General features: G+C 61.0%; 21 protein-coding genes. 12 read left to right on the top strand and 9 right to left on the bottom strand.

The genetic code is table 11. From position 1 onward, the window contains the following. Positions 1–16 precede the first annotated feature (16 nt). Entirely contained in the window at positions 17–1,033 is a 1,017-nt protein-coding gene (locus tag G3O01_RS21895; protein WP_205807300.1) for an aldo/keto reductase, read from the top strand. Between the two features lie 13 nt (positions 1,034–1,046). On the opposite strand, the gene G3O01_RS21890 is transcribed toward G3O01_RS21895, so the two are convergent. Beyond that, entirely contained in the window at positions 1,047–1,880 is an 834-nt protein-coding gene (locus G3O01_RS21890) for a helix-turn-helix transcriptional regulator (protein WP_205807282.1), read from the bottom strand. Positions 1,881–2,101: 221 nt separating this feature from the next. Here G3O01_RS21890 and G3O01_RS21885 point away from each other — a divergent pair, with 221 nt between their 5' ends. The 10 genes from G3O01_RS21885 (at position 2,102) to G3O01_RS21840 (ending at position 12,051) form a co-directional block, all read left to right on the top strand. After that, positions 2,102–3,160, top strand: a complete 1,059-nt coding sequence (locus G3O01_RS21885) for an aromatic ring-hydroxylating dioxygenase subunit alpha (RefSeq protein ID WP_205807280.1) — start codon at positions 2,102–2,104, stop codon at positions 3,158–3,160. Further along, complete coding sequence (locus G3O01_RS21880) at positions 3,147–4,106, top strand: PDR/VanB family oxidoreductase (protein ID WP_205807278.1); 960 nt, start codon at positions 3,147–3,149, stop codon at positions 4,104–4,106. Before G3O01_RS21885 ends, G3O01_RS21880 begins: the two co-directional genes overlap by 14 nt. Before the next feature lie 55 nt (positions 4,107–4,161). After that, positions 4,162–5,367: an FAD-dependent monooxygenase gene (locus G3O01_RS21875; protein WP_205807276.1), complete on the top strand. Its 1,206-nt coding sequence runs from the start codon at positions 4,162–4,164 to the stop codon at positions 5,365–5,367. A gap of 38 nt (positions 5,368–5,405) precedes the next feature. Beyond that, on the top strand, positions 5,406–6,158 hold the full coding sequence (locus G3O01_RS21870) for an Asp/Glu racemase (protein WP_205807575.1): 753 nt from the start codon (positions 5,406–5,408) through the stop codon (positions 6,156–6,158). 15 nt (positions 6,159–6,173) lie between these two features. Beyond that, positions 6,174–7,037 carry an alpha/beta hydrolase gene (locus G3O01_RS21865; protein ID WP_205807274.1) on the top strand — a complete coding sequence of 288 codons (864 nt, stop codon included), beginning with the start codon at positions 6,174–6,176 and terminating at the stop codon, positions 7,035–7,037. Beyond that, on the top strand, positions 7,027–8,061 hold the full coding sequence (locus G3O01_RS21860; protein WP_205807273.1) for a 2,5-dihydroxypyridine 5,6-dioxygenase: 1,035 nt from the start codon (positions 7,027–7,029) through the stop codon (positions 8,059–8,061). Before G3O01_RS21865 ends, G3O01_RS21860 begins: the two co-directional genes overlap by 11 nt. A gap of 17 nt (positions 8,062–8,078) precedes the next feature. Beyond that, complete coding sequence (locus tag G3O01_RS21855; RefSeq protein ID WP_205807271.1) at positions 8,079–8,714, top strand: N-carbamoylsarcosine amidohydrolase; 636 nt, start codon at positions 8,079–8,081, stop codon at positions 8,712–8,714. A 312-nt stretch (positions 8,715–9,026) separates the two neighbouring features. Beyond that, positions 9,027–10,121 (top strand): branched-chain amino acid ABC transporter substrate-binding protein, encoded by a 1,095-nt coding sequence (locus G3O01_RS21850; protein WP_241024168.1) that lies wholly within the window; start codon positions 9,027–9,029, stop codon positions 10,119–10,121. A 105-nt stretch (positions 10,122–10,226) separates the two neighbouring features. Beyond that, positions 10,227–11,408, top strand: a complete 1,182-nt coding sequence (locus tag G3O01_RS21845) for a benzoate/H(+) symporter BenE family transporter (RefSeq protein WP_205807267.1) — start codon at positions 10,227–10,229, stop codon at positions 11,406–11,408. Between the two features lie 349 nt (positions 11,409–11,757). Then, the gene (locus G3O01_RS21840; protein ID WP_205807265.1) at positions 11,758–12,051 is read left to right on the top strand and encodes an antibiotic biosynthesis monooxygenase family protein; all 294 of its coding nucleotides are present in this window, start codon (positions 11,758–11,760) and stop codon (positions 12,049–12,051) included. A gap of 13 nt (positions 12,052–12,064) precedes the next feature. Here G3O01_RS21840 and G3O01_RS21835 read toward each other — a convergent pair whose 3' ends face one another. From G3O01_RS21835 to glcD, 7 genes are all read right to left on the bottom strand, one after another. After that, complete coding sequence (locus G3O01_RS21835) at positions 12,065–13,795, bottom strand: VWA domain-containing protein (protein ID WP_205807263.1); 1,731 nt, start codon at positions 13,793–13,795, stop codon at positions 12,065–12,067. 4 nt (positions 13,796–13,799) lie between these two features. Next, entirely contained in the window at positions 13,800–15,005 is a 1,206-nt protein-coding gene (locus G3O01_RS21830; RefSeq protein ID WP_205807261.1) for an AAA family ATPase, read from the bottom strand. A gap of 191 nt (positions 15,006–15,196) precedes the next feature. Further along, positions 15,197–15,535 carry a BON domain-containing protein gene (locus G3O01_RS21825; protein ID WP_205807251.1) on the bottom strand — a complete coding sequence of 113 codons (339 nt, stop codon included), beginning with the start codon at positions 15,533–15,535 and terminating at the stop codon, positions 15,197–15,199. Between the two features lie 266 nt (positions 15,536–15,801). Next, the gene (locus G3O01_RS21820) at positions 15,802–15,954 is read right to left on the bottom strand and encodes a hypothetical protein (RefSeq protein ID WP_205807249.1); all 153 of its coding nucleotides are present in this window, start codon (positions 15,952–15,954) and stop codon (positions 15,802–15,804) included. Between the two features lie 542 nt (positions 15,955–16,496). Next, positions 16,497–17,720, bottom strand: a complete 1,224-nt coding sequence (gene glcF, locus G3O01_RS21815) for a glycolate oxidase subunit GlcF (RefSeq protein WP_205807246.1) — start codon at positions 17,718–17,720, stop codon at positions 16,497–16,499. A 13-nt stretch (positions 17,721–17,733) separates the two neighbouring features. Then, positions 17,734–18,801 (bottom strand): glycolate oxidase subunit GlcE, encoded by a 1,068-nt coding sequence (gene glcE, locus G3O01_RS21810; RefSeq protein WP_205807245.1) that lies wholly within the window; start codon positions 18,799–18,801, stop codon positions 17,734–17,736. Next, a complete protein-coding gene (gene glcD, locus G3O01_RS21805) occupies positions 18,801–20,300 on the bottom strand; it encodes a glycolate oxidase subunit GlcD (RefSeq protein WP_205807242.1) in 1,500 nt (499 codons plus the stop codon). Before glcD ends, glcE begins: the two co-directional genes overlap by 1 nt. A gap of 224 nt (positions 20,301–20,524) precedes the next feature. Here glcD and glcC point away from each other — a divergent pair, with 224 nt between their 5' ends. Beyond that, positions 20,525–21,301: a transcriptional regulator GlcC gene (gene glcC, locus G3O01_RS21800; RefSeq protein ID WP_346779215.1), complete on the top strand. Its 777-nt coding sequence runs from the start codon at positions 20,525–20,527 to the stop codon at positions 21,299–21,301. Positions 21,302–22,274: 973 nt separating this feature from the next. Here the strand turns inward: glcC and G3O01_RS21795 are convergent. After that, positions 22,275–22,700, bottom strand: a complete 426-nt coding sequence (locus G3O01_RS21795) for a hypothetical protein (protein ID WP_205807231.1) — start codon at positions 22,698–22,700, stop codon at positions 22,275–22,277. Between the last annotated feature and the right edge of the window lie 73 nt (positions 22,701–22,773).

The raw sequence follows: 22,773 nt of genomic DNA, 5'->3' as shown, positions 1-22,773 counted from the left end.
ATGAAAGAGGGCGAAGATGGATCCCGTAGCAAAGCGTAAATGGCCCCGTTCAGGGCTCGAGACAACGGTAATGGGCTTCGGTGCCGCGCCGATCGGCAATATCTTCAGACCCATCAGTGAAGAGGATTCGGCTTCACTGATCAAGGCGGCGTGGGACGCGGGCGTTCGCTATTTCGACACGGCCCCGATGTACGGACATGGCTTGAGCGAGGCGCGCTGCGGGCACGCGTTGCGCTGGTATCCGCGTGACGAGTATGTGCTGTCCACGAAGGTCGGGCGGCTTCTGAAGCCGCGCCGGCGCGCGGAAATCAACTTCGAGCCGTGGGTCGACGGGTTGCCGTTCGAACTCGTATTCGACTACAGCTATGATGGCACGATGCGCTCGATCGAAGACAGTCTGCAGCGTCTGGCAATCGAGCATATCGATATCGCGTTGATTCACGATATCGATGTCTTCACTCACGGCGAGCGACAGGCCGAGATGTTCGAGGCTGCGATGGCGGGCGCGTCGAAAGCACTGCTGAAACTGCGCGATGAAGGCGTCGTGAAAGCGGTGGGGCTCGGTGTCAACGAATGGCAGGTCGCGCATGAAGCGATTCGCAGGCAGGACTTCGACTGTCTGTTGCTGGCGGGCCGCTACACGCTGCTCGAGCAGGACGCGCTGGACGGCTTCCTGCCGCTATGCGAAAAGCAGCAGGTATCGGTGATTCTGGGCGGCGGCTACAACAGCGGCATTCTCGCGACGGGCGCGGTGCCCGGCGCGAAATACAACTACGCGCCAGCGCCCGAAGCCATCATGGAACGCGTGCGCAAGATGGAGCAGGTATGTCGCGACTACTCGGTGCCGCTCAAAGCCGCGGCATTGCAATTCGTCCTCGGCCATCCTGCGATTCCCACCAACATTCCGGGCGTGCGCACGGTTGCCCAACTCGAAGACAACCTGCAAACCTTCCGGACTGAGATACCCGCAGAGTTCTGGGCGGAATTGAAGCGCCGCGAGCTGATCCGGGAGGATGCGCCGACGCCGGCATAGCCGTCGAATGCGTCTAGGCAGCGACGAGTGGCACCAGTAGAGGGCGGTTGTGCGCGCGACGGTTGACGATGTACTGGCCGGGCGGCACGCCAAACGCCTTTTTAAACATGATGATGAACGCCGTGGTCGACTCGTAGCCGAGTGTCAGGGCCACGCGCTGCACGCTGACGCCAGCAGACAGGTCGCGCAACGCGACGATGAGTTGCAACTGCTGGCGCCAGCGCCCAAAACTGAGTCCCGTTTCTTTCGTCACCAGCCGGTCGAACGTACGCTCGCTCATCGCGACTTCTTTTGCCCAGTCGGCGCGCGAGCGCCGATCGCCCGGATGATCGATCAGCGCATTGCAGACGGGCCGCAGCTTCGGGTGGATGGTCAACGGCAGCGACAGCTGTTCGATCGGCGAGCGCGATAACTGGTGGATCAGTACCGCGCAGAACTGCGCATAGGTCTGATCATCCGGAAAGTCGTCGCCGTGGTCGGCGAGATGCACGACCATTTCACGCACGAGCGGGCTGATCGAGAGAATGCACGAATGCGACGGGAGCGCGAGCGCCTGCGGGTCGACGAAAAGAAAAATGATCTGTGCGTCCGGACTGGCCTTGTTGCTGTGCGGCACGCTACCCGGAATCCAAACGCCCGACTCGGGCAACACCATCAATAACGCATCGGCGACGCAGCACGTGACGCTGCCGCGCAGCGAAATGACCAGCTGCGCCTTGCGGTGCTGGTGCACCGGCTGTTCGTCTTCCACCGCGGAAAGATCGACGCGCAGCGCGACGGCCGGCCGGGCCGTGACGTCGGGATCGAACTGCGAGTACGACCCGTGCAGCGTCTTCGTATAGGACATGGAGCCGGCCCGGTTGCGGAATCACGCCATGATTTACCCGTACAAAAGCGGCACTGTCAACACGGAAAAAAATTCCGCGCTGCGCAAATACGGAATGGCGAGATATGAAGATCGAATGACGGTCTATTAAAACGACAAGACAAAATTGTCCTTCGATACTTTCTCCAACCCCACGAACTGCGCGAAACACAGCGCAACCGCACCGGAACGAGAAGGACATCATGAACGCGCCTGGCGAGATGAAAGTCGTACCTATTACCGCACTCGATGGATGTCAGGACCCCGTCCTGCTCAATGACTGGCAAGTCGTCGGTTACGCCGACGACTTTCAGGCGGGAACGATCTATCCGACGCGTCTGCTCGAGCGCGATCTGATCGTGTGGCGCAGCGAATCCGGTCAGATTCATGTGTGGGAAGACCTGTGCATCCATCGCGGCGCGCGGCTGTCGAAGGGATGGATTTCGAACGATCACGTCGTATGCCCGTATCACGGCTGGGAATACGACTGCAGCGGCAAGTGCACGAGGATGCCCGCCGCGCCCGACGAGAAGCCGATGAAAAAGGCTGTGGCGTTTCCCTATCACGCCGAAGAGCGCTTCGGATTCGTGTGGGTGTGCCTCGGCGAACCGCATTCGGACATCCCCACGTTTCCCGATTGGGACGATACGGAATTCATGAAGGTTCACAGCGGACCTTACGTGTACAACGCGAACGGCTATCGCGCGATCGAGAACTTCATCGACGCGTCGCACTTTCCCTTCGTGCATGCCGGTCTGAATGGCGTGAAAGACAACGCTGACCGGCTCGATCCCTATACCGTCGAAGAAGTCGAAACGGGCCTGAAGTCTTCGGAAGTGCGCGTGTTTCAACCGGTTGGCGATGCGACGGGGCATCCGCTGATTGCCTTCTACACGTATCACGCATTGCGTCCGCTCGTTGCGTACTTCCGCAAACGCACGCAACGCTCGGATGCGAGCGGCCAGCCTATTACCGAGCATTCGGACCTGTTCGGCACCTTCTTTACCGTGCAGATGGTCGACGACAGGCACTGCATCGTGCGTGTCTGCGCGGCGCTGAACGTGCGTCCGTCGCCGGACCCGACGGCGGTGCGCGATCGGGCCGACGTCATTTTCAATCAGGACAAGGATATCGTCGAAACGCAGCGGCCAGAACGCATTCCGACCGAGTTGCGCTATGAGTTGCATCACCGCACGGACCTGATGGGTCAGCGCTATCGTATGTGGCTTCGGAACAAGGGAATCTCCTATGGCGTCATCTGACACGCGCGACGACGACCTCACACTGCGATTAAGCGATATCTCGTTCGGCGCGGACGGGATCAACCTGTACCGGTTCGCTTCTGTGGATGGCGAGGTGTTGCCTGACTTCGAACCGGGCGCGCATATCGACGTGCAGATCTGCGAAGCGCATCGTCGGCAGTATTCGTTGCTCTGGCCGCCCGTTGCACCTGGAAGTTATACCGTTGCCGTGCAGGTGTCGGAGCGCGGAAGAGGCGGATCGCGGGCACTTCATTACGACAGCGTGGTTGGGAAAACGTACCGGTTGTCCATGCCGCGCAATCACTTTCGACTCGAACATGGCGCGAAACGGTATGTGCTGTTTGCAGGCGGGATCGGCATTACGCCCATTGTGTCGATGTATCGAAGCCTCAAGCAAGCGGGCGCAGCGGTCGAGTTGTACTACTGGACTGCGAATCGCGGCAGGACGCTGTTTTTCGATGAACTGCGCGACGATGAATGCGTGCATTTGCTGCACGACTCAGCGCCTGGGCAACCATCGCTGCGTATCAGCGATGTCATCCGCGATCTGCCGATGGATACGCAACTGTATTGCTGCGGTCCCGAACCGATGCTGAACGAATTCGACGCGGTGTGCGCGAACCGGCCGGAACACGCGGTGCATCGCGAGCGGTTCAGCGCGCCGGAGAGTCTGCCCGCCGACGCGTTTCAGGTGCAGCTTGTGCGATCCAAACGGACGTTGATGGTGACGGCCGGAGAAACGCTGCTTCAGGCATGCATCGAAGCGGGTGTCGATGTGTCGTATTCGTGCGAAGAAGGCGTTTGCGGCGCGTGCGAAGTGAAAGTGCTGTCGGGTGAAGTCGAGCATCGCGATGCCATCTTGACGCCCGCACAGCGCAAGGCAAATAGCTGCATGATGATCTGTTGTTCGAGAGGCGTCGGAGCGTCGCTCGTGCTCGATCTGTAAAGACGGATAGATAGAAATCATCGCGTCGGTTTATGTCATCAAGAAAGGATTACTAATGAAGATTGCAATCATCGGCGGCGGAATAGGTGGTGTGACGCTCGCACTGGCGTTGCAGCAAAAGGGTATCGAAGCGCATGTGTTCGAACGCGCCCAGGCGTTCGGCGAAATCGGCGCTGGCGTGCAGATGACACCCAATGCCGTGAAAGTGCTGAAGGCGCTCGGTCTGGCGGATATCCTGGAAGCTGTCGGCTTTCTGCCGGAAGCGATGATGGGCCGCAACTGGGAAAGCGCGCGGCAACTCTTTCGCACGCCGCTGAAGGAGATTTGCCCGCGGCTGTTCGGCGCCGACTTTTATCACGTGCATCGTGCGGATCTCCACGCCATTCTGTCGCGCGATCTGAAGCCGGAGAACGTCACGTTCAACGCCCAGTGCGAGCGCATCACACAGAACAACGGCAAGGCGACCGCGCATTTCGCCGATGGCACGTCGTTCGAAGCCGATCTGATCGTCGGCGCGGACGGCATTCATTCCGTCGTGCGTGCTTCGCTATGGGGCGAAGCGCCCGCGAGTTTCACGGGGCATATGTGCTGGCGCGCGCTCGTTCCAGTGGACAAGCATCCGCTACCGTTCGTGAGTCCCGACGCGTCGTTCTGGATGGGTCCGAAGGCCCACGTCGTCACCTACTACGTGAAGGGCGGCGCGGCCGTCAATATTGTCGCGGTCAACGAAAGCGCGCAATGGGTCGCGGAATCGTGGACCGAACCGAGTTCACGCGAGGAACTGCTTGCGGCCTACGAAGGATGGCACCCCGATCTCGTCGAACTGTTCAAGCTCACGGACAGTTCGACCACCTTCAAATGGGGCTTGTTCGATCGTGATCCGATGCCGCAATGGTCGAAGGGCGCGGCTACGTTGCTCGGCGACGCCGCGCATCCGATGCTGCCGTTCCTGTCGCAAGGCGCGGCGATGGCGATCGAAGACGCTTACGTGCTCGCGCAAGCGCTGACGCATTTCGAACAGATCGACAACGCACTGTCCGCGTACGAAGCAGAGCGTCGGCCGCGCACCGCGCGCGTGCAGCTCGAAGCACGTGAGCGTGGGCGCACGTACCACCTCGCATCGCCGGAAGAGCAGGAAAAGCGCGACCGCGAAATGGAACTGCAGCAAAAGAACAATCCGAACGCCGTCGGCATCAAGGCCGAATGGGTGTACGAGTACGACGCGGTGCGCTGCGCCGAACGCTTTCATCAGACAGCGTGAGCGTGGACTTCAGCAACGTTCAGGAAACGGGACAGGCAATGACGAAGCAATACCGGATCGGCCAGATCGTGCCGAGTTCGAATACGACGATGGAGACGGAGATTCCCGCCATGCTGCTTGCCCGCCAGGCAATACGGCCCGAGCGCTTTACGTTCCATTCCAGCCGCATGCGCATGAAGCGCGTCGTCAAGGAAGAACTGGCGGCGATGGATGTCGAATCCGACCGATGCGCGACGGAGCTGAGCGACGCACGCGTCGACGTGCTCGGCTACGCATGTCTCGTCGCGATCATGGCGATGGGGCACGGCTACCACCGCGTATCGCAGGCGCGTTTGACGGAGCGCACCGCTGAGAACGATGGGCATGCGCCTGTGATTACGAGCGCGGGCGCGTTGATCGATGCACTGCGGGTGATAGGCGCGCGCAAGATTGTCGTGGTCGCACCGTATCTCAGGCCGCTGACCGAACTGGTAGTCGACTACATCCGCCATGAAGGCTATGAGGTGCTCGACTACTGCGCGCTGGAGATACCCGACAACCTCGATGTCGGGCGGCACGATCCGCAGCGTTTGCCGGAGATCGTCAAGACGCTGCGTTATGAAGACGCCGATGCGATCGTGCTTTCCGCGTGTGTGCAGATGCCGTCGTTGCCGGCCATTGCGAAAGTCGAAGCGATGACAGGCAAGCCCGTCATCACGGCCGCCGTCGCGACCACGTACGCAATGCTCAAGCAACTGGGACTCGAAGCGGTCGTGCCGGGTGCGGGCGCGCTGCTGTCGGGCGCGTACTGATACACGGAGAGAACGATGGACACTCCCGATACCTTCGTTTGCGGCGCAAATGTGCGTGCGAACGGCATCCGGCAACACTATCTGCGCTACGGCGGACAGCATGGCGCGCGCGCTGCGCGAGATTCCGTGGTCATCGTGCCGGGCATCACGAGTCCGGCGGCGACGTGGGCATTCGTCGGCGCGTGGTTCGGGCAGGCGTTCGATACCTATGTGCTGGATGTGCGCGGACGTGGTCTGTCGTCGGCGGGCGACGCGCTCGACTATGGACTCGACGCGCAGGCAGATGACCTGATCGCGTTCGCCGAAGCATTGGGTCTGACGCGCTATAGCGTGGTCGGCCACTCGATGGGCGCACGGATCGGCGTGCGTGCCGCGCACAAACAGCCAGCCGGCATGACACGCCTCGTGATGGTCGACCCGCCCGTATCGGGTCCGAACCGTCGCGCGTATCCAGCGAAGTTGCCGTGGTACATCGATTCGATGCGCCTCGCGCGGGAAGGCATGACCGCCGACGCGATGCGCGAATTCTGCCCGACGTGGACCCAGGCGCAACTGCAATGCCGCGCAGAGTGGCTGCATACCTGTGACGAACGCGCGGTGCTGGCGAGCTTCGATGGTTTCCATACCGACGACATTCATACCGACATGCCGCATGTGTCCATTCCCACGCTGCTGATTACCGCTGGACGCGGCGATGTCGTGCTGCCCGAAGACGTCGAAGAAATCCGCGCGCTGATGCCACAACTTCAGCACTGCCGCGTCGCCAACGCGGGCCACATGATTCCGTGGGACGACGAAGCAGGGTTCTACGATGCCTTCGGCGCATTTCTCGGCGCAGCGTTGCCATCGATGAAAAAGGGAGAATCGGATGCCAGTTAGCGACTATCAGCTGATCGAGTCGTGGAAGCAGGTGCTGAGCCTGTCGCGTGTCGAAGCGGGGCAGACCGTGACCATTCTCACGAGCGCGACGACGCATCCGCAGACGCTTTCTACAGCGTTGATCGCGGCGCAGTCGATGGGCGCGATCGTGAACCGTTTGGATCTGCCGCCCGTCAACGGCGAAAAGGCGCTCAGCCGCGACTCGCTTGCCTATCTCGGCACCACGCCGCTCACGGGCAATCGTGCCGCAATCGCCGCGTTGAAGGAAAGCGATCTGGTGCTCGATCTGATGACCTTGTTGTTTTCACCCGAGCAACTCGACATCCTCAAGACAGGGACGAAGATCCTGCTTGCTGTCGAGCCGCCGGAAGTGCTCGCGCGTCTCGTGCCGAGCGCGGCCGACCGCGAGCGCGTGCTGAATGCGAAGGCGCGTATTGCAGGGGCAAAGACGATGCACGTGAGTTCGCCGGAAGGAACCGACCTGCATTGTCCGCTCGGCGAGTTCGAAGCGATTGCCGAATACGGTTTCGTCGACGAGCCGGGCCGTTGGGACCACTGGCCAAGCGGATTCGTGCTGACGTTTCCCAACGAAGGCGGTGCGCACGGCCGCATCGTGATCGATCGCGGAGACATCCTGTTGCCGCAAAAGCGCTATGCGCAGGACGCGATCGAGTTGACCGTTGAAAACGGCTTCGCCACGCGTATCGAAGGCGGCGTCGACGCAGCGCTGTTGCGCGATTACATGGAGTCGTTCGACGACCCGGAAGCGTATGCGATCTCGCACATCGGCTGGGGTCTTCAGCCGCGCGCACGGTGGTCGACGCTCGGTCTCTACGACCGCGAGGCGACCATCGGCATGGACGCCCGTGCGTACGAGGGCAATTTCCTGTTCTCGCTTGGACCGAACAACGAAGCGGGCGGCGCGCGCACGACGGCGTGCCACATCGATATTCCGCTGCGTAATTGCACCGTTTCGCTCGACGGCGAAGCGGTCGTGCGCGACGGCAAGGTACTCGATCGCTAATCTCATGAGCCGACATCATGTCCGCAGAACTCGACACATACCGGCGCCAGGGCTTCGGCTCGACGCTCGAACCTTTGGCGCCCATCGCGCTGCTGATCATCGACTTCGTGAACGGCTTTGCCGATCCCGATGTATTCGGTGGCGGAAACATTCCTGCCGCCATCGAACGCACGGTGCCGTTGCTCGCGCACGCTCGGGAACAGCAATGGCCTGTCGCGCATTCACGCATCGTCTATGCGGATGACGATGCCGACCACAACGTTTTCTCGCTCAAGGTGCCCGGCATGCTGACGCTCAAGGAGCATGCGCACAACAGCGCGATCGTGCCCGAACTTGCGCCGCGCGATGGCGAACTGGTGGTTCGCAAATCGGTGCCGTCCGCGTTCTTCGGCACGTCGCTCGCGGCATGGCTTGCGCATCGCGGCGTTCGCACGCTCGTGGTCGCGGGAGCCGTTACGAGCGGTTGCGTGCGCGCCAGTGTCGTCGATGCGATGCAGTACGGGTTCCGTCCTTTTGTGCTCTCGGACTGCGTGGGCGATCGCGCGATCGGTCCGCATGAAGCGAATCTGTTCGACATGGCGCAGAAGTACGCAGCCGTGATGCCGCGTGACGAAGCGCTCGCGCTGTTCCGCCAAATGCCGGCAGAAACCTGAGCGCGCGTCGAAGACATCCACAACAAAAGACGAACAAGAGCAGAAGAGGGGACGTGCTGGTCGCCGGGTTCGACGGTTCGCCTGTCATATGTGTCGTCAGGACACAGGTGAGGCGATCTCGCGAACGGGCAGTGTCAAGGCGAGACCTGACGATGTCAAAGGGCGCTCGCCAGTAGGTGTCGGATCCTGCCACGCGGCGGATGGTCCGGATTTTTCGCTTCGTTCATTCATTCTTTCTGGTAAGGATTCGAGATGAGTTCCAGTGCGTTCAAGCTTCGTCCTTTTGCATGCTTAATCGGCGTGGCGCTGTCGATGCTCGCCGCCGGCGCGCAGGCGCAGGACACAGTAGTGAAGATCGGTGTGGTGGCGCCGATGTCGGGCGGCAATGCGGCTTATGGCAAAGACATCGAAGCGGGCGTGAAGATGGCCGTCGCGCAGGCTAACGCGAAGCACCCGATGATCGGCGGCGCGCCCGTGAGGTTCGAAGTGATTTCAGGCGACGATCAGGCCGACCCGCGCATTGGTGTGCAGGTCGCGCAGCAACTCGTCGACAGCGGCGCAACGTTCGTCGTCGGGCACTTCAATTCAGGCACGACATTGCCGGCGTCGCAAATCTACGCGAAGGCGGGCATTCCGATGCTCACGCCTTCGGCAACCAACCCGACTATTACGCAAGCGGGTCTGTCGACGGTCTATCGCGTCATCGCCAACGATGCGCAGAACGCAGGCGCCGCCGGAAACTACGCGATGCTCGTGACGAAGGCCAAACGCATTGCCGTGCTGGACGACCGCACGGCGTTCGGACAGGGCGAGACCGAAGAGTTCGAAAAGGCGGTCAAGGCGGCAGGTGGCACGATTGTCGACCGCCAGTTCACCAGCGACAAGGCCGTCGATTTCAGCGCGCAGCTCACGCATATCAAGAGCATGAATGTCGATCTGCTTTACTGCGGCGTGCTCGACGCGCAGGCGGCGATGATCGTCAAGCGCATGCGGCAGCTTGGCATGAAGACGCAGTTTGTGGGCGGCGGCGGGGTGGTGGATGCGGACTTCATCAAGCTTGCGGGTCCGGCTGCCGAAGGCGCCATGGCGTGGGAATACGGACATCCGCTCGAATCGACCTCGGCAGGCAAGCACTTCGCGAGCGAATTCAAGAAGACCTACGGCACCGACATGCTGGCCTACGCGCCGTTCGCGTACGACGCTGCCGGCCTCGCGATCAAGGCGATGTTGCAGACCAATTCAGTGAAGCCAGACGTGTTCAACGCGGCGATTAAGTCGAGCGACTATGACGGCTCGACGGGCAAGATCGTGTTCGAGGCGAACGGCGATCTGAAGAACGCCGCGTCGACGCTCTATCAGGTGAAGGACAACGCGTGGGCGCCCGTCGTCACGAAGGCGGGAAGCTGATGCGAATAGCGGACCGTCGCACGAAGGTCCGCTATTCCACGCTGAATTTTGTATTGATAGCATGCGCTGGGTTCATCAAATCTCCGCTTCATACGTAACGCATTAATGTCCTCAACTACCCTTGCGGCCGAAGAGCGCGAATGGCCGATCTATCTCGTGCTGGCATTCGTGAGCATGAGTTTCTCGGCGACGGGTCCCGTCGCGATCGTTATCGCCGCCGCTCGCCAGGGCGGTCTGACGCTTCAGCAGACATCGTCGTGGCTCTTTGCGGCGCTTGCGATCAATGGACTCGCAAGCGTCGTCATCAGCTGGAAGACGAAGCAGCCACTGCTGTTCCTGTGGACGATTCCAGGCGCGGTGCTCGTGGCGCCTGTCATTGCCCAGTATGGGTTCGCCACGGCCGTGGGGACCTATCTGGTCTGCGCGATCGCGCTTGTCGTACTCGGCATCACGAATGCGGTTGCGGTGCTCGACCGCTGGGTGCCGATGCCAGTCGTAATGGCGATGATCGCTGCGCTATTCCTGCGCTATGTGCTGGCGATCGTCGACGCTACGGCGAGCACGCCACTGGTGAGCGTGGCGATGCTTGGCGCGTTTTTCGTTCTGACATGGCGGGAGCGTCGCGGGAAGCGGGTGATTCCGCCGATCATCGGCGCGGTTGCTGCCGGTGCGCTGATGCTGCCCGTCAGTGGTTTCCATTGGCCACACGGCGGCGGTGCCGTGTGGATCGCTACGCCGATGCTGGTGAGCCCCGTATTCAATCTGCACGCTATTTCGCAGTTGCTGATTCCGCTGCTGGTCACGGTTCTGTTCGTGCAGAACGCACAGGGCATCGCCGTGATCCGTAACGCAGGATATGCAACCTCGTCGAAGCTCGTCACGCTGTGCAGCGGTGTGTTGACGGCGTTGACGGGCGTGTTCGGCGGATGCCCGTCGGTGCTGGCGGGTCCGTCCAACGCGATCCTCGTATCCGGCGGCAGGTACGGACGCCATTACATTGCCGCGCTGATCGCCGCTGCGATGTTTATCGTCATCGGCTGTTGCGCGACGGGTTATGTCTGGCTGTTGACGACGTTGCCGGCCGCATTCGTCGTGGTGCTCGCCGGGCTGGCGATGTTCGGCGTGCTGGAAAAAGCGTTCGCGTCCGCGTTTTCTTCGCCTTTTCCGATGAGTGCGCTAGTCGTCTTTGTCGTGACGAGCGCCAATTTCAGTTTGCTCGGCATTGGCGCGCCATTTTGGGGTGTGGTTGCCGGTTGCCTGGTTTGTCATGTTATCGAGCGTCCGTGAAGCCGCGACGCGTGCTGAATTTTTAACTACATCAAAGCGAGGCGGACGATGGTAGCGCCGGAGCGGGAAACCATTTTTTCAGCCCTCTATTTTGTGTCGTTTCTTGCCGCGGTCCTGATGTGCGCGCTGCACTTCGACACGGGCGAATCGATGCTGTTATGCGTGAGCGGCTTTGCGCTGATACTGCAGTCTGTATCACGGGATCGGGGGTAACAGGGGTTTCGGTTGCGCGTGCTTTCCTCTTTCCTTTGGCGACGAAACGAAAACCAGTGGTATTGTGCCGAATGCTGATCGTGGCGCCCGCGATCGTGATCGGATGATCCACCCATCAATCAACAAGGAGAGCACGATGGTTTTCGAATTGGCCCAGATAGAAATCTTGCCGGGCAAGGCCGCTGAGTTTGAAGCCGGTGTGACTGCGGCCGTGCCGCTATTCCTGCGGGCCAAAGGCTGTAGCGGTGTCAAACTGCATCGAACCATCGAGCATCCTGAGCGCTACGTGCTGCAGGTCGAATGGGAAACGGTTGACGATCATATGGTGCACTTCAGGGAGTCGGCGGATTTCCAGGAGTGGCGACGACTCGTCGGTCCGTTTTTCAAACAGCCGCCTGTCGTTTTCCATACGGAGACGGTTGTCGGCTAGTTCGGTAATCGGGCTATACGCCGGGACGCTCGAGCATCCATTCCCTGTGATTCAGTAGCGTACGGCTCAGCACATTGAACGCTGCGCCTGGCAGATCCTGCAATTGTTCCACCACGCTGCTGGTCGGATAGAACGCCTCGACCGCGTCATCGAGAATGCCGACTCCAATCAGTTCGACACCGCGCTCGCGTAGTGCGTCAACGCGAGCGCGCAGATCGGTACGAAGGATGGCCGGATTGCCATCGCCCGTAGCGGGATACCCATCGGACAGCACCATCAGGATATGTCGATGCGCGCGTTGTTCGAGCAACCGCGTAGCAGCCCACGACAGCGCCTCACCGTCGGGATTCTCGTGACCGCATTCGATACACGCGAGACCACAGAGGTTATCGGAGTCAAAGCGCTTGTAAACCTGTAGATCGAGCCGTTCGACGAAACGGTTGTAATGCTTAGGCGAGTTGCCCTCAGCCAGCCAGCGTTGATGGAATTCGCGCATGGCAGCATCCTCGATCGAACTGTAGCCCAGCACTTCCGACGCGAAACCCAATTGCGTCAATGCATCTGCAAGCGCGGCAGCGCACAGGCGCGCGAGTTCGATCTTGCGGCCCGACATCGAACCGCTTCTATCGATCAGCACGACAATGGCAGCATCGCGCCCCGGCCGGATGCGACGGGTCCGAAAAGGCGTACGGTAGCCGGGCGATGTCGCCAGCCTGACGAGAGAAGGGCGGTCCAGTTCACCACGCTCCTGTTCGCGCCGCCAGTGAGTCTGTTCATCCGCCTTGAGCGCGCGTTCGAGCCGTGCCTTGAGCGGCTCGGTCTGCGCTCGGGCAGCGCCTCTCAGCTTCCGCCAGCTGACAGGGTCGCCTTGGCCCGTCAGGTCCGTGACGACGTCGAATTGCGTCGTGACAGGCACGGAGAAGACCGGTCGATTTTGCGAGGACATGCGCGGCGCGCTGCCCGTGCCTTCGCCCGACGGGTCGGCCGTGGCGTCGGATTGTGTCTGCGCCAATGAACTGGCGCTGGATGTCGTGTCGGACGAAGAAGTATGAGTTGCGCTTCCGGATTCTTCAGATTCAAACTCATCGCTAACGGCCGTGGAATCGAGCATGCTGTTGGCGTTTGCCGTGAACATCATGTTGTTCACGTCGCCGGCGGCGAGCGCGCGAATTCGTTCGACGAGCAGGCGTGCCATGCGGACGCTGTCGTTTGACGATTCAACCGTGCGCGCCTGTTCCAGTACATCGCCGCAGGAGCTTAAGGCGGCGTTCAACGATGAATCCATTTCAACCGGAACGGGCGCCTCGTCCCATAACGTCCGTTCGACACGCCAGATCAGCTTGTCTTGCCAGTCGAGTTTCGACCATCGCGCCGACACGACGCGCTGCATCTCCACGCGCAAGGCAGAGAGAAACGATGCAGCGCCGGGATAGCGCGCAACCAGTTGCCTGCTTGCGCGCCGGTCGTCGATCGCCTGCGCGAGCCGTTGAGCGACCGGTGATGTCAGGCGTGCGATAACGTTGGTATCTGAGAAGCGTGCACGCGCGGCAAGGAGGTCGACATAGCCGGTCATCGACGCGGTAGACATATCGTGCGCAATGGGAAGCACGATCCTGTTGTCACGCAATGCGGGACCGTCGTCCGCGAACACGACTTCGACGCCCTGGTTGCCTGTCAAGGTGCGGGCAAGCCGGGATAGATGGGTCAGCATGACGTCGTCGGGTGCTGTCGAGTGCGCGGTCATTGGCTTACTCGTCCAGCGCAATGTGATGCTGAATGATGCTGCGGATCAAGGCCGCGTCTTCAGCACTGATTTTCGAGTAAATGGTTGGGCCGGCCGCTGCCTCCGGATCCTTGGTCCGGAGCATGAGTTCCGCCCAGTCGAGTAGTCGACGGGTTGAAAATGCGCTGGCCAGATCTTCGCGTGTGAAGGCTTCGCGGCACTCGGCCGCAATCGAAGCAAGCGTGTGCGCCATCGTCTCCGAGACGCGCGGCCCAAAGGTGCGCTGCAATACTTTCGCTTCGTCAGCCGGCGACAGATAGTCGAAGTGGTACACGCGCCAGCGGTCGAGGAACGCCTCGTTCATCAGATTGGCGCCTTGATAGAGGTGGCGATACTTCCCCATCGATCCAACCGCATTGGCCGTTGCAAAAAGTCTGAAAGCCGGATGCGGAGCGACGATCTCATTGCCCTTTTCCTTGAGCAGCAACTGGCCGGCTGGCTCCAGTACGGCTGTCAGGACCGCGAGGATGGCGGGTTCTGCGAAGTCGATTTCATCGACGATCAGCCACAGACCTTCGCGCATGGCCGTGGGCAGAACGCCATCGACCCAGATCGTCTCGCCGCCTTTGACCGTCCAGAAACCGACAAAATCGCCGACGGTTGTCTGTCCATTCATGTTCGAACGCAGCACACCCTGATTGCTATGCGCGGCAACCTGTTCGATCAGACTGGTCTTGCCCGTGCCTGTGTGGCCGATCAGCAGGATTCGACGGTTCTCGGTGATGTCCTGAAGTACATCTTTCGAGCGCGCCGAAAAGAGGTACGCGGAATTCTTCGGAGGCACGAGCGGACCGCCTGTGCCGAGCGGCATGTCGATGTGACCGACGCGCGTTACGTGGACAGGACGGGCCGTATTTTCAGCCTCATCCGATATCGTCGCACGCAGATCGCTCATGAAGGTCGAGCGATGCGCGGGCTCGGACCTGTGTGCGGCATCCGTCTGCTGGACAAAGCCTTCGCGGCGCCACTTGTGCAGTTTGGCCTCGAGGTTGTCGAGATCCACTACCGTGTCGATATGAGTTTCGCCATTCGCGCGACGCAGATGGATGCGATACATGTGAGGCCGGTCGGCGCGGCTCACGTTCCATTGTCCCGCCGAAGGGTCTGTCGGATGCAGGTAAAGGCCGAGCAGCGATTGGTCGTGAAAGGGGTTTTCAGTGGACAGGTTCATGATGCGTGACGAAGGGCGGGATGTCTGGCGTTGGGCACCAGATTACCAGTGCGCGCCGAAACAGGTGCGAAGCACCTCAATCGCTTCGTGTGGAAGCAGCGCTTCTGATCATTCGCCACACTTCGTGCGATACGTGCAGGTACGCGAGACTATCGACGCCAACGCGTACCGGACGCACGTGATTCTGCTGGTTAGCCGTTGCCGCCGTGGAAAAGGGTGAGCCTGTTGGTGACGGAGGTTACGCCCTGTACTGACTTGGCGATATCTGCGGCTTGCTGGATCTGTTCGCCGGTTTTTACGGATCCGCTTAGCGTCACTGCGCCGCCGCGTGCCTTGACGAACACACCGGAGACGTCGAAGCCCTGTGCTTTAGATAGGGCCTTGCGTACCGATTTGGCGAGGGCACGGTCTGCGGGGGTTGCTTTTCCGGAAGTGTGTGCAGGTTGGGTGTCGGATGCCTGCGCAAACGATGTGGCTGGAATAGCCAGAGACGCGGCCACGAGGAGGGTGCTCAACAGTTTGCGGGTCATGTTGTCTTCCTTGTGTGACGACGGGTTACCTTCGATAGAGCGACCTTTGGGGTTTCCGACTTGCGTCGGGGGCCAGGGGGCGCGACGCGCAAATACGACAACGCTGCGTCGTGTGCATGATGGCACGGGGTTGGGGTGGCGTCCACGCCGGGGTTTGGTTTTGGTTTGGTTTTGGTTTTGGTTTTGCTGTCGCTGTCGCTGTCGCTTTCGCTGGCATCCGCGATTTGATTTCGTGCTTCACGCGTCGCCCCTGTGCGGGGCGGCACCTACTTTTCTTTGCCGCGGCAAAGAAAAGTAGGCAAAAGAAAGCCGCTGAACACCGCCAGTTCTTGTAATTGCCCACGGGCCCCTAACAGCCCCGTCCTGTTCGCGACGTCTCTCTTCTGAATGCCCGCTGCCAACGCTTCGAATTGGCTCATCACCCGCTTCATGCTCCCGCGTCACTGCACGCGTTGCCGGATTGGACACGTTCTATAGCGGCAAACTCTGTGTAGGCTGTCGCGACGTATGCGCACCACTCCGCACTGAAAAGCGGCATCGGTGTCGTAAGAGCACTGAGGTGTGAGGCAACTACGACCTACACACAGTTTGCCACCTGGGCGGCCGCAACCATTCGCTGCCGCTGGCTGCGCCATGGGTGATTGAGGCGGGTGAGGCGCCCATTCAAGGCGTTGGCAACGGGCAGTGAATGGCAGAACGCCGTGTGAAGTGGGGGAACGGTTGAGGGCCCTCAGGCGGTGGTCAAGAACGGGCGGTGTTAGCCCGCTTTCTTTGCTTACTTTCTTTGCGGCGGCAAAGAAAGTAAGTGCCGCCCCGCACAGGGGCAACGCCTGCGCCGCGAAGGCGCCTCGCGGATGCCAGCAAAAACACAAGCAAACCAAACCAGCGCCGCAAGACAAACAACAGCAAGACCCGCCCCGCACAGCGGCAACACAAGAACAAAAAAGCAAAAACCAAACCACTAACCCACATCAATCAGCTCGATCCAATGCCTCACAGCCGTCCTCCCAGCCCCACCCAAATGCATCTGACACCCGATATTCGCAGTAGCAACCACATCAGGCCGCCCACTTTCAAGCGCATCCATACGGTTATCCCGCAACTTGCCTGCAATCTCAGGCTGCGTAATGGAATACGTCCCCGCCGACCCGCAACACAAATGCCCATCAGGCACGGCAGCAAGATCAAACCCAAGCCGCGTCAGCAGATTCTCTACGGCACCACCGAGCTTCTGCGCATGCTGCAACGTACAAGGACAATGAAACGCGACCCGCGGCGCAACAGCATCATCAGCGGGCAGCAAGGCATCGAGCGGCTCCGCCGACAGCACTTCAACGAGATCACGCGCCAGCGCACTCACCCGTGCTGCCTTCGCCGCATAGAGAGGATCGTTGCGCAGCAGATGCCCATACTCCTTCACGAACGCACCGCAGCCGCTCGCCGTCTGCACGATCGCTTCAGCGCCAGCCTGAACAGCGGGCCACCACGCATCGATATTGCGGCGCGCGCGATCGAGTCCCGCATCCTGCGCGTTCAGATGATAATCAGTCGCGCCGCAACAGCCCGCCTCGCTGACAGGCACCACGCTGATTCCAAGCCGATCGAGCACGCGTGAGGCCGCCGCATTCGTATTCGGTGACAAGGAAGGTTGCACGCAGCCTTCGAGCATCAGCACGCGACGTGCGTGACGCGGCGCTGGGCGCGGTTTCGCTGCCACGACGGCACGCGCGGGAATCTTGGCCTGCACGCTCGCGGGCAACAGAGGCCGCATCGCTCGCCCGGTCCTGAGCAACGCGTCGAATACGGCAGGGCGCGGAATCACGGCACGCAAGCCCTTACGCGTCAGTCGCTCGCGGGCTGGTCGTTCGACACGACGCTCCAACTCGGCGCGTCCGATATCGAGCAACCGGTGATACGTGACGCCCGACGGACAGGTCGTTTCGCAATTGCGGCAAGTGAGGCAGCGGTCCAGATGCAGTTGCGTTTTCTCGCTGACAGATTCGCCCTCGAGCAGTTGCTTGATCAGATAGATGCGTCCGCGCGGTCCGTCGAGTTCATTGCCGAGCAACTGATAAGTCGGACACGTCGCGTTGCAGAAGCCACAATGGACGCACGAGCGCAGGATGCTTTCCGCTTCCTCTGCATCGGGCAACGCTTTCGCGTGGGAGTCGAGATTCGTTTGCATGATCGCGCTCTCGTCAGAGACCAGCGTATAGCCGGCCGGGGTTCAGCACGCCATTCGGATCGAGGCGGCGTTTCAGTTGCTGCTGATAGCGCAGCAGCGGCGCCGCGAGCGGCTGGAAAGGCTCGCGCTCGTGCGATGGCGCAAAGCAGGTCGCGTGTCCGCCCGCCGCGTGAGCAAGCTGGCGAATCTCTGCCGCTGGCGCCTCGCTCTTGAGCCAGCGCTGCGCGCCCGCCCAATCGAGCAATGCATCGCCGGGCAACGGCATCAACGGCGTTGCGTTCGGCAGCGACAGACGCCACAACGGACGCGTGTCCGCGAAAAATGGCAGCCGATGATCGCGCAATGCATCCCAGAACGCACAGTCGATCTCTTCGCCGCCGATCCGGTCCACTGCCGACGTCACCGATCCCCTTCCGCCTTCGAGCCGCACATGCAGCTTGCCATCGACGTAACACGCGCCGCTCACGGGCAATGCGGCCTTGCGCCATGACGACAGCTCGCGCATCGCATCGTCGCTGCCGAGTTTGAGAGCGAAGCTGCGGCGTTCGCGCGGCTTCGGCAGCACTTTCAGCGACACTTCGGTCACCACGCCGAGCGTGCCGAAGCTGCCCGCAAGCAGTCGCGACATGTCGTAGCCTGCGACGTTCTTCATCACCTGGCCGCCAAAGCGCAGATGATCGCCATCGCCCGTAATCACGCGGCAGCCGAGCACGAAGTCGCGCATCGATCCTGCCCACGGACGGCGCGGGCCCGACAATCCGCTCGCGACGGCGCCGCCTAATGTGCCTTTTCCATCGAACAACGGCGGCTCGCATGGCAGCATCTGGCCGGCGTCGTCGAGCGCGGCGTTCAGTTCGGCGAGCGGCGTGCCGGCGCGCGCGGTAATCACCAGCTCGGTTGGGTCATACGTGACGATGCCGCGATGCGAGCGCGTGTCGAGTTCTTCGCCTGCCACGTCGCGTCCGAGAAAGCGCTTGCTGTCGCTGCCGCGAATGCGCAACGGAGTGTGCTGCGCAATCGCGCGCTGCACTTGCGCGACGAGACGCGCGCTGTCGTCCATCGAATCGAATTCGCGACGCATCAGAAGCGCTCCAGTTCAGGAAACGGCAGCTTGCCGTGATGAATGTGCATCGCGCCATGTTCTGCGCAGCGATGCAGCGTTGGAATGTTCTTGCCGGGATTGAGCAGGCCATCGGGATCGAACGCGGCCTTCAGCGAATGAAAGAGCGTGAGTTCTTCGCTGCTGAACTGCACGCACATCTGGTTGATCTTCTCGCGCCCGACACCGTGCTCGCCCGTGATGCTGCCGCCCACTTCGACGCACAATTCGAGGATCTTCGCGCCGAGCGTTTCGGCGCGCTCCATTTCGCCGGGTGCGTTGGCGTCGAACAGGATCAGCGGATGCATATTGCCGTCGCCCGCATGAAAGACGTTCGCCACGCGCAAGCCATATTCGTTCGACAGATCCGCGATGCCGCGCAGCACGCGCGCGAGTTCGCGGCGCGGAATCGTGCCGTCCATGCAGTAGTAATCGGGCGAGATGCGGCCGACGGCGGGAAACGCGTTCTTGCGGCCTGCCCAGAAGCGCTGGCGTTCGGCTTCGTCCTTCGCGATGCGGATATCGGTGGCGCCCGCTTCGCGCAGCAATGCACCGACGCGATCGCAGTCTTCCTGCACGTCCGATTCCGCGCCGTCGAGTTCGCACAGCAGGATTGCTTCGGCGTCGACGGGATAGCCTGCATGGATGAAATCTTCGGCGGCGCGGATCGCGAGGTTGTCCATCATTTCGAGCCCGCCGGGGATCACGCCCGCAGCGATGATTTGTGCAACGGCATTGCCCGCTTTCTCGATGTCGTCGAAGCTCGCGAGCAGCACTTTCGCGCTCTGCGGCTTCGTCAACAGCTTGACGGTGACTTCGGTGACGATGCCGAGCATGCCTTCGGAACCCGTCAGCAGCGCGAGCAGATCGAAGCCGGGCGAGTCGAGCGCTTCGGAGCCGATCGACAGCCGCTCGCCGTCGATGGTCAGCACTTCGAGCTTGAGGATGTTGTGGACGGTCAGGCCGTATTTCAGGCAATGCACGCCACCCGCGTTCTCCGCGACGTTGCCGCCGATCGAGCAGGCGATCTGCGACGATGGATCGGGTGCGTAATAGAGACCGTGAACGGCAGCCGCCTGCGAGATCGCGAGGTTGCGCACGCCGGGCTGCACGCGGGCAATCGATGCTTCCGGGTCGATGTGCAGGATGCGGTTAAAGCGCGCCATCACGAGCAGAATGCCCTGTTCGAGCGGCAGCGCGCCGCCCGACAGCCCGGTGCCCGCGCCGCGCGCGACGACCGGCACCTTGCGCGTGGCGGCGAATTTCAGCAGCGCCTGCACCTGTTCGATCGAATCGGGCAGCGCGACCATCATCGGCGTCGTGCGATACGCGGAGAGACCGTCGCATTCGAATGGGCGCAGATCTTCCTGGTCGTGCAGCAGTTGCATCGACGGCACGAGCCGCTGGAGTTCCGCGACCAGCGCGGCTTTGTCATGCGAGGGAAGAGGGCCGTCGATGCGTTCGTCGTAGGCGTAGCTCATGGGGTGTCTCCGTGGGCGCGCGTTGCAGGTTCAGGCGCCGCTTATCCGTGTTGCCGCCGATTGTTCCCGTTTCGGGTTTCGCTGTCGATGGATCGGGCAAGTGGTCGTACCAGTTTTTCGTTTGGTGTCGAGGGATACAAAACCCGCTGAATCCGGCACGGTAAAGGGATTGGCGCTATCATCGGGTTCGTCCAGAACTAGTTCGTCAAGTGGTCATACCAGTGATTTCCGACACCGAAAGCACCGCAAAAGAGCCCGACCGCAAGATTGCCGATGTGGTCGCGGAGCGCATTGAAAGGCTGATCGTCGACGGCGTGTTGAGGTCGGGACAGGCGTTGCCATCGGAGCGACGTTTGACGGACAAGCTGGGCGTGTCGAGAACGGCCTTGCGCGAAGGACTGAAGTTGTTGCGCGCGCGGGGCATCATCGAAACGGCGCATGGCAAGGGTTCGTTCGTGGCGAACCTGACGGCACAGCCACCGCAATCGCCCTTGATGCATCTGCTCGCGTCGCAGCCGCGCACGCTGTACGACCTGTTCGAAGTGCGCGGCATGCTCGAAGCGGAATCGGCTCGACTGGCTGCGTTGCGTGGCACGCCCGCCGATTACATGATGATTACGCGGCGCTATGAGGAAATGCTTGCGGCGCATGATGTGCAAACTGATCCTGCGACGCACGCGCGTCTCGATCATGCGTTTCATCTCGCGATTTGCGAGGCGTCGCATAACCCTGTGCTCGTGCATACGCTGCGCTCGCTGACTGAGTTGTTGCTGAGTTCAGTGTTTGCGTCGGTGAACAATCTTTATCACCGGCAGCCGCATCGCAAACGGATTGATCGGCAGCATGCGCGGTTGTATAACGCCGTTACCGGCAAGTTGCCTGAGCAGGCGTTTCGCGCTGCGGCGGATCATATCAATGGTGTGCGTGAGAGCTTGCAGGAGATCGAGCAGGAAGAGCAGAGGTTGGTGAGGGCTACGCTTAGGCTTGAAGGATGGAAGTGACTGTTTTTTTTGTCTTGCGACGCTTGGTTTGGTTTGCTTTTGTTGTCGCTGGCATCCGCGTTTTGTTTTGCCTGCTTCGAGCGTTGCCCCTGTGCGGGGCGGCACTTACTTTCTTTGCCGCCGCAAAGAAAGTAAGCAAAGAAAGCGGGCTAACACCGCCCGTTCTTGACCACCGCCTGAGGGCCCCCAACCGTTCCTCCACTTCACACGGCGTTCTGCCATTCACTGCCCGTTGCCAACGCCTTGAATGGGCGCCTCACCCGCCTCAATCACCCATGGCGCAGCCAGCGGCAGCGAATGGTTGCGGCCGCCCAGGTGGCAAACTGTGTGTAGGTCGTAGTGCTCCACACGTCAGCGCCCTTACGACACCGATCGTGCTTTCGAGCCGTGCCCGTGGTTTTCAGTCCGAAGTGATGTGCGTACGCCGCGAAAGCCGACACACAGTTTGCCGCTATAGAACGCGGGCAAATTGATCGCGCGTGGAGCGACGCGGGGGCATGAAGTGGGTGAGGCATCTATTCAGGGCGCTGGCAACGGGCAGTGAATGGCAGAACGCCGTGTGAAGCGGAGGAACTGTTGGGGGCCCTCAGGCGGAGACAAGAATTAGCGGTGTTCAGCGGCTTTCTTTTGCCTACTTTTCTTTGCCGCGGCAAAGAAAAGTAGGTGCCGCCCCGCACAGGGGCGACGCTTGAAGTGGTAAGTCATATCGCGGATGCCAGCGACAACACAAGCAAACCAACCCAGCGTCGCAAGACAAGCTAGAGCAAGTGCCGCCCACCCAAGGGCACGCTGGCAAACCAGAAACAAACCGCGGATGCCAGCAAAAACCTCGGCAAGTCGAACCCTGTCCACACACCAAAACGCAACTACCAGTCTGCCAGCAAAACCCCTCCCCACACGCCTCCGGCGATAAAAACCAGCTAACCACCACCAGGCCGAGCCTAAAACGAACAAACAAACAAACAAAAAACCGCTATTTCCTCTTCCGCGTCGAAGACGACTTCATATCAACCACATCAGGCGACCGCTTCCGCTTACCAGGCACCACCCCCATGCGGGGATCACGCCCGCGCGCCAGCGCAACCATCTCGCGAGCAACATCCTCAAACTCAGGATGCGTCTGCGACACATAAAGCCACTTCCCAAGTACAGGATGCGGCGCCAGCACAGGAAACTCCTCGAGCAGCCCAGCTTGCCGCTCATGCGACGTGCACACCACCAGCCCATTCCAGGGCTCGTCACCACTAGCGACAGCAAGATAAAGCAAACCATCCAGATAAGCCGCCTTGAAGTTGAAGAAGCGCTCAAGCGAATACTCAGGATCCCGCTCCAGCGGCTCAAAAATCCACACCAGCGGGTTTTCCCGTTTGCGTTTCGGGTTCAGATCGACCGGCTGCATGGCGATGCCTTAAGTGAAATTTTTCCGATGATATATCCGCCCGCCCGGCCATACCTCCTGACCTGCGACAGGC

Origin of the sequence: Burkholderia sp. Ac-20365, from assembly GCF_017104715.1 — a bacterium.
Lineage (GTDB): Bacteria > Pseudomonadota > Gammaproteobacteria > Burkholderiales > Burkholderiaceae > Paraburkholderia.
Note: the sequence above shows the minus strand (reverse complement) of the source record. Positions and strands in the feature narration are given on the sequence as shown.

Excerpts from the sequence above, each read along its gene's own strand:
- G3O01_RS21860 (WP_205807273.1), top strand. The coding sequence starts at position 7,027 with ATGCCAGTTAGCGACTATCAGCTGATCGAGTCGTGGAAGCAGGTGCTG.
- G3O01_RS21850 (WP_241024168.1), top strand. The coding sequence starts at position 9,027 with ATGCTCGCCGCCGGCGCGCAGGCGCAGGACACAGTAGTGAAGATCGGT.
- G3O01_RS21865 (WP_205807274.1), top strand. The coding sequence starts at position 6,174 with ATGGACACTCCCGATACCTTCGTTTGCGGCGCAAATGTGCGTGCGAAC.
- glcF (WP_205807246.1), bottom strand. The coding sequence starts at position 17,720 with ATGCAAACGAATCTCGACTCCCACGCGAAAGCGTTGCCCGATGCAGAG.
- G3O01_RS21875 (WP_205807276.1), top strand. The coding sequence starts at position 4,162 with ATGAAGATTGCAATCATCGGCGGCGGAATAGGTGGTGTGACGCTCGCA.
- G3O01_RS21855 (WP_205807271.1), top strand. The coding sequence starts at position 8,079 with ATGTCCGCAGAACTCGACACATACCGGCGCCAGGGCTTCGGCTCGACG.
- G3O01_RS21830 (WP_205807261.1), bottom strand. The coding sequence starts at position 15,005 with ATGAACCTGTCCACTGAAAACCCCTTTCACGACCAATCGCTGCTCGGC.
- glcD (WP_205807242.1), bottom strand. The coding sequence starts at position 20,300 with ATGAGCTACGCCTACGACGAACGCATCGACGGCCCTCTTCCCTCGCAT.
- G3O01_RS21880 (WP_205807278.1), top strand. The coding sequence starts at position 3,147 with ATGGCGTCATCTGACACGCGCGACGACGACCTCACACTGCGATTAAGC.
- G3O01_RS21840 (WP_205807265.1), top strand. The coding sequence starts at position 11,758 with ATGGTTTTCGAATTGGCCCAGATAGAAATCTTGCCGGGCAAGGCCGCT.
- G3O01_RS21845 (WP_205807267.1), top strand. The coding sequence starts at position 10,227 with ATGTCCTCAACTACCCTTGCGGCCGAAGAGCGCGAATGGCCGATCTAT.
- G3O01_RS21870 (WP_205807575.1), top strand. The coding sequence starts at position 5,406 with ATGACGAAGCAATACCGGATCGGCCAGATCGTGCCGAGTTCGAATACG.
- G3O01_RS21795 (WP_205807231.1), bottom strand. The coding sequence starts at position 22,700 with ATGCAGCCGGTCGATCTGAACCCGAAACGCAAACGGGAAAACCCGCTG.
- glcE (WP_205807245.1), bottom strand. The coding sequence starts at position 18,801 with ATGCGTCGCGAATTCGATTCGATGGACGACAGCGCGCGTCTCGTCGCG.
- G3O01_RS21890 (WP_205807282.1), bottom strand. The coding sequence starts at position 1,880 with ATGTCCTATACGAAGACGCTGCACGGGTCGTACTCGCAGTTCGATCCC.
- G3O01_RS21825 (WP_205807251.1), bottom strand. The coding sequence starts at position 15,535 with ATGACCCGCAAACTGTTGAGCACCCTCCTCGTGGCCGCGTCTCTGGCT.
- G3O01_RS21885 (WP_205807280.1), top strand. The coding sequence starts at position 2,102 with ATGAACGCGCCTGGCGAGATGAAAGTCGTACCTATTACCGCACTCGAT.
- G3O01_RS21820 (WP_205807249.1), bottom strand. The coding sequence starts at position 15,954 with ATGAGCCAATTCGAAGCGTTGGCAGCGGGCATTCAGAAGAGAGACGTC.
- G3O01_RS21835 (WP_205807263.1), bottom strand. The coding sequence starts at position 13,795 with ATGACCGCGCACTCGACAGCACCCGACGACGTCATGCTGACCCATCTA.
- G3O01_RS21895 (WP_205807300.1), top strand. The coding sequence starts at position 17 with ATGGATCCCGTAGCAAAGCGTAAATGGCCCCGTTCAGGGCTCGAGACA.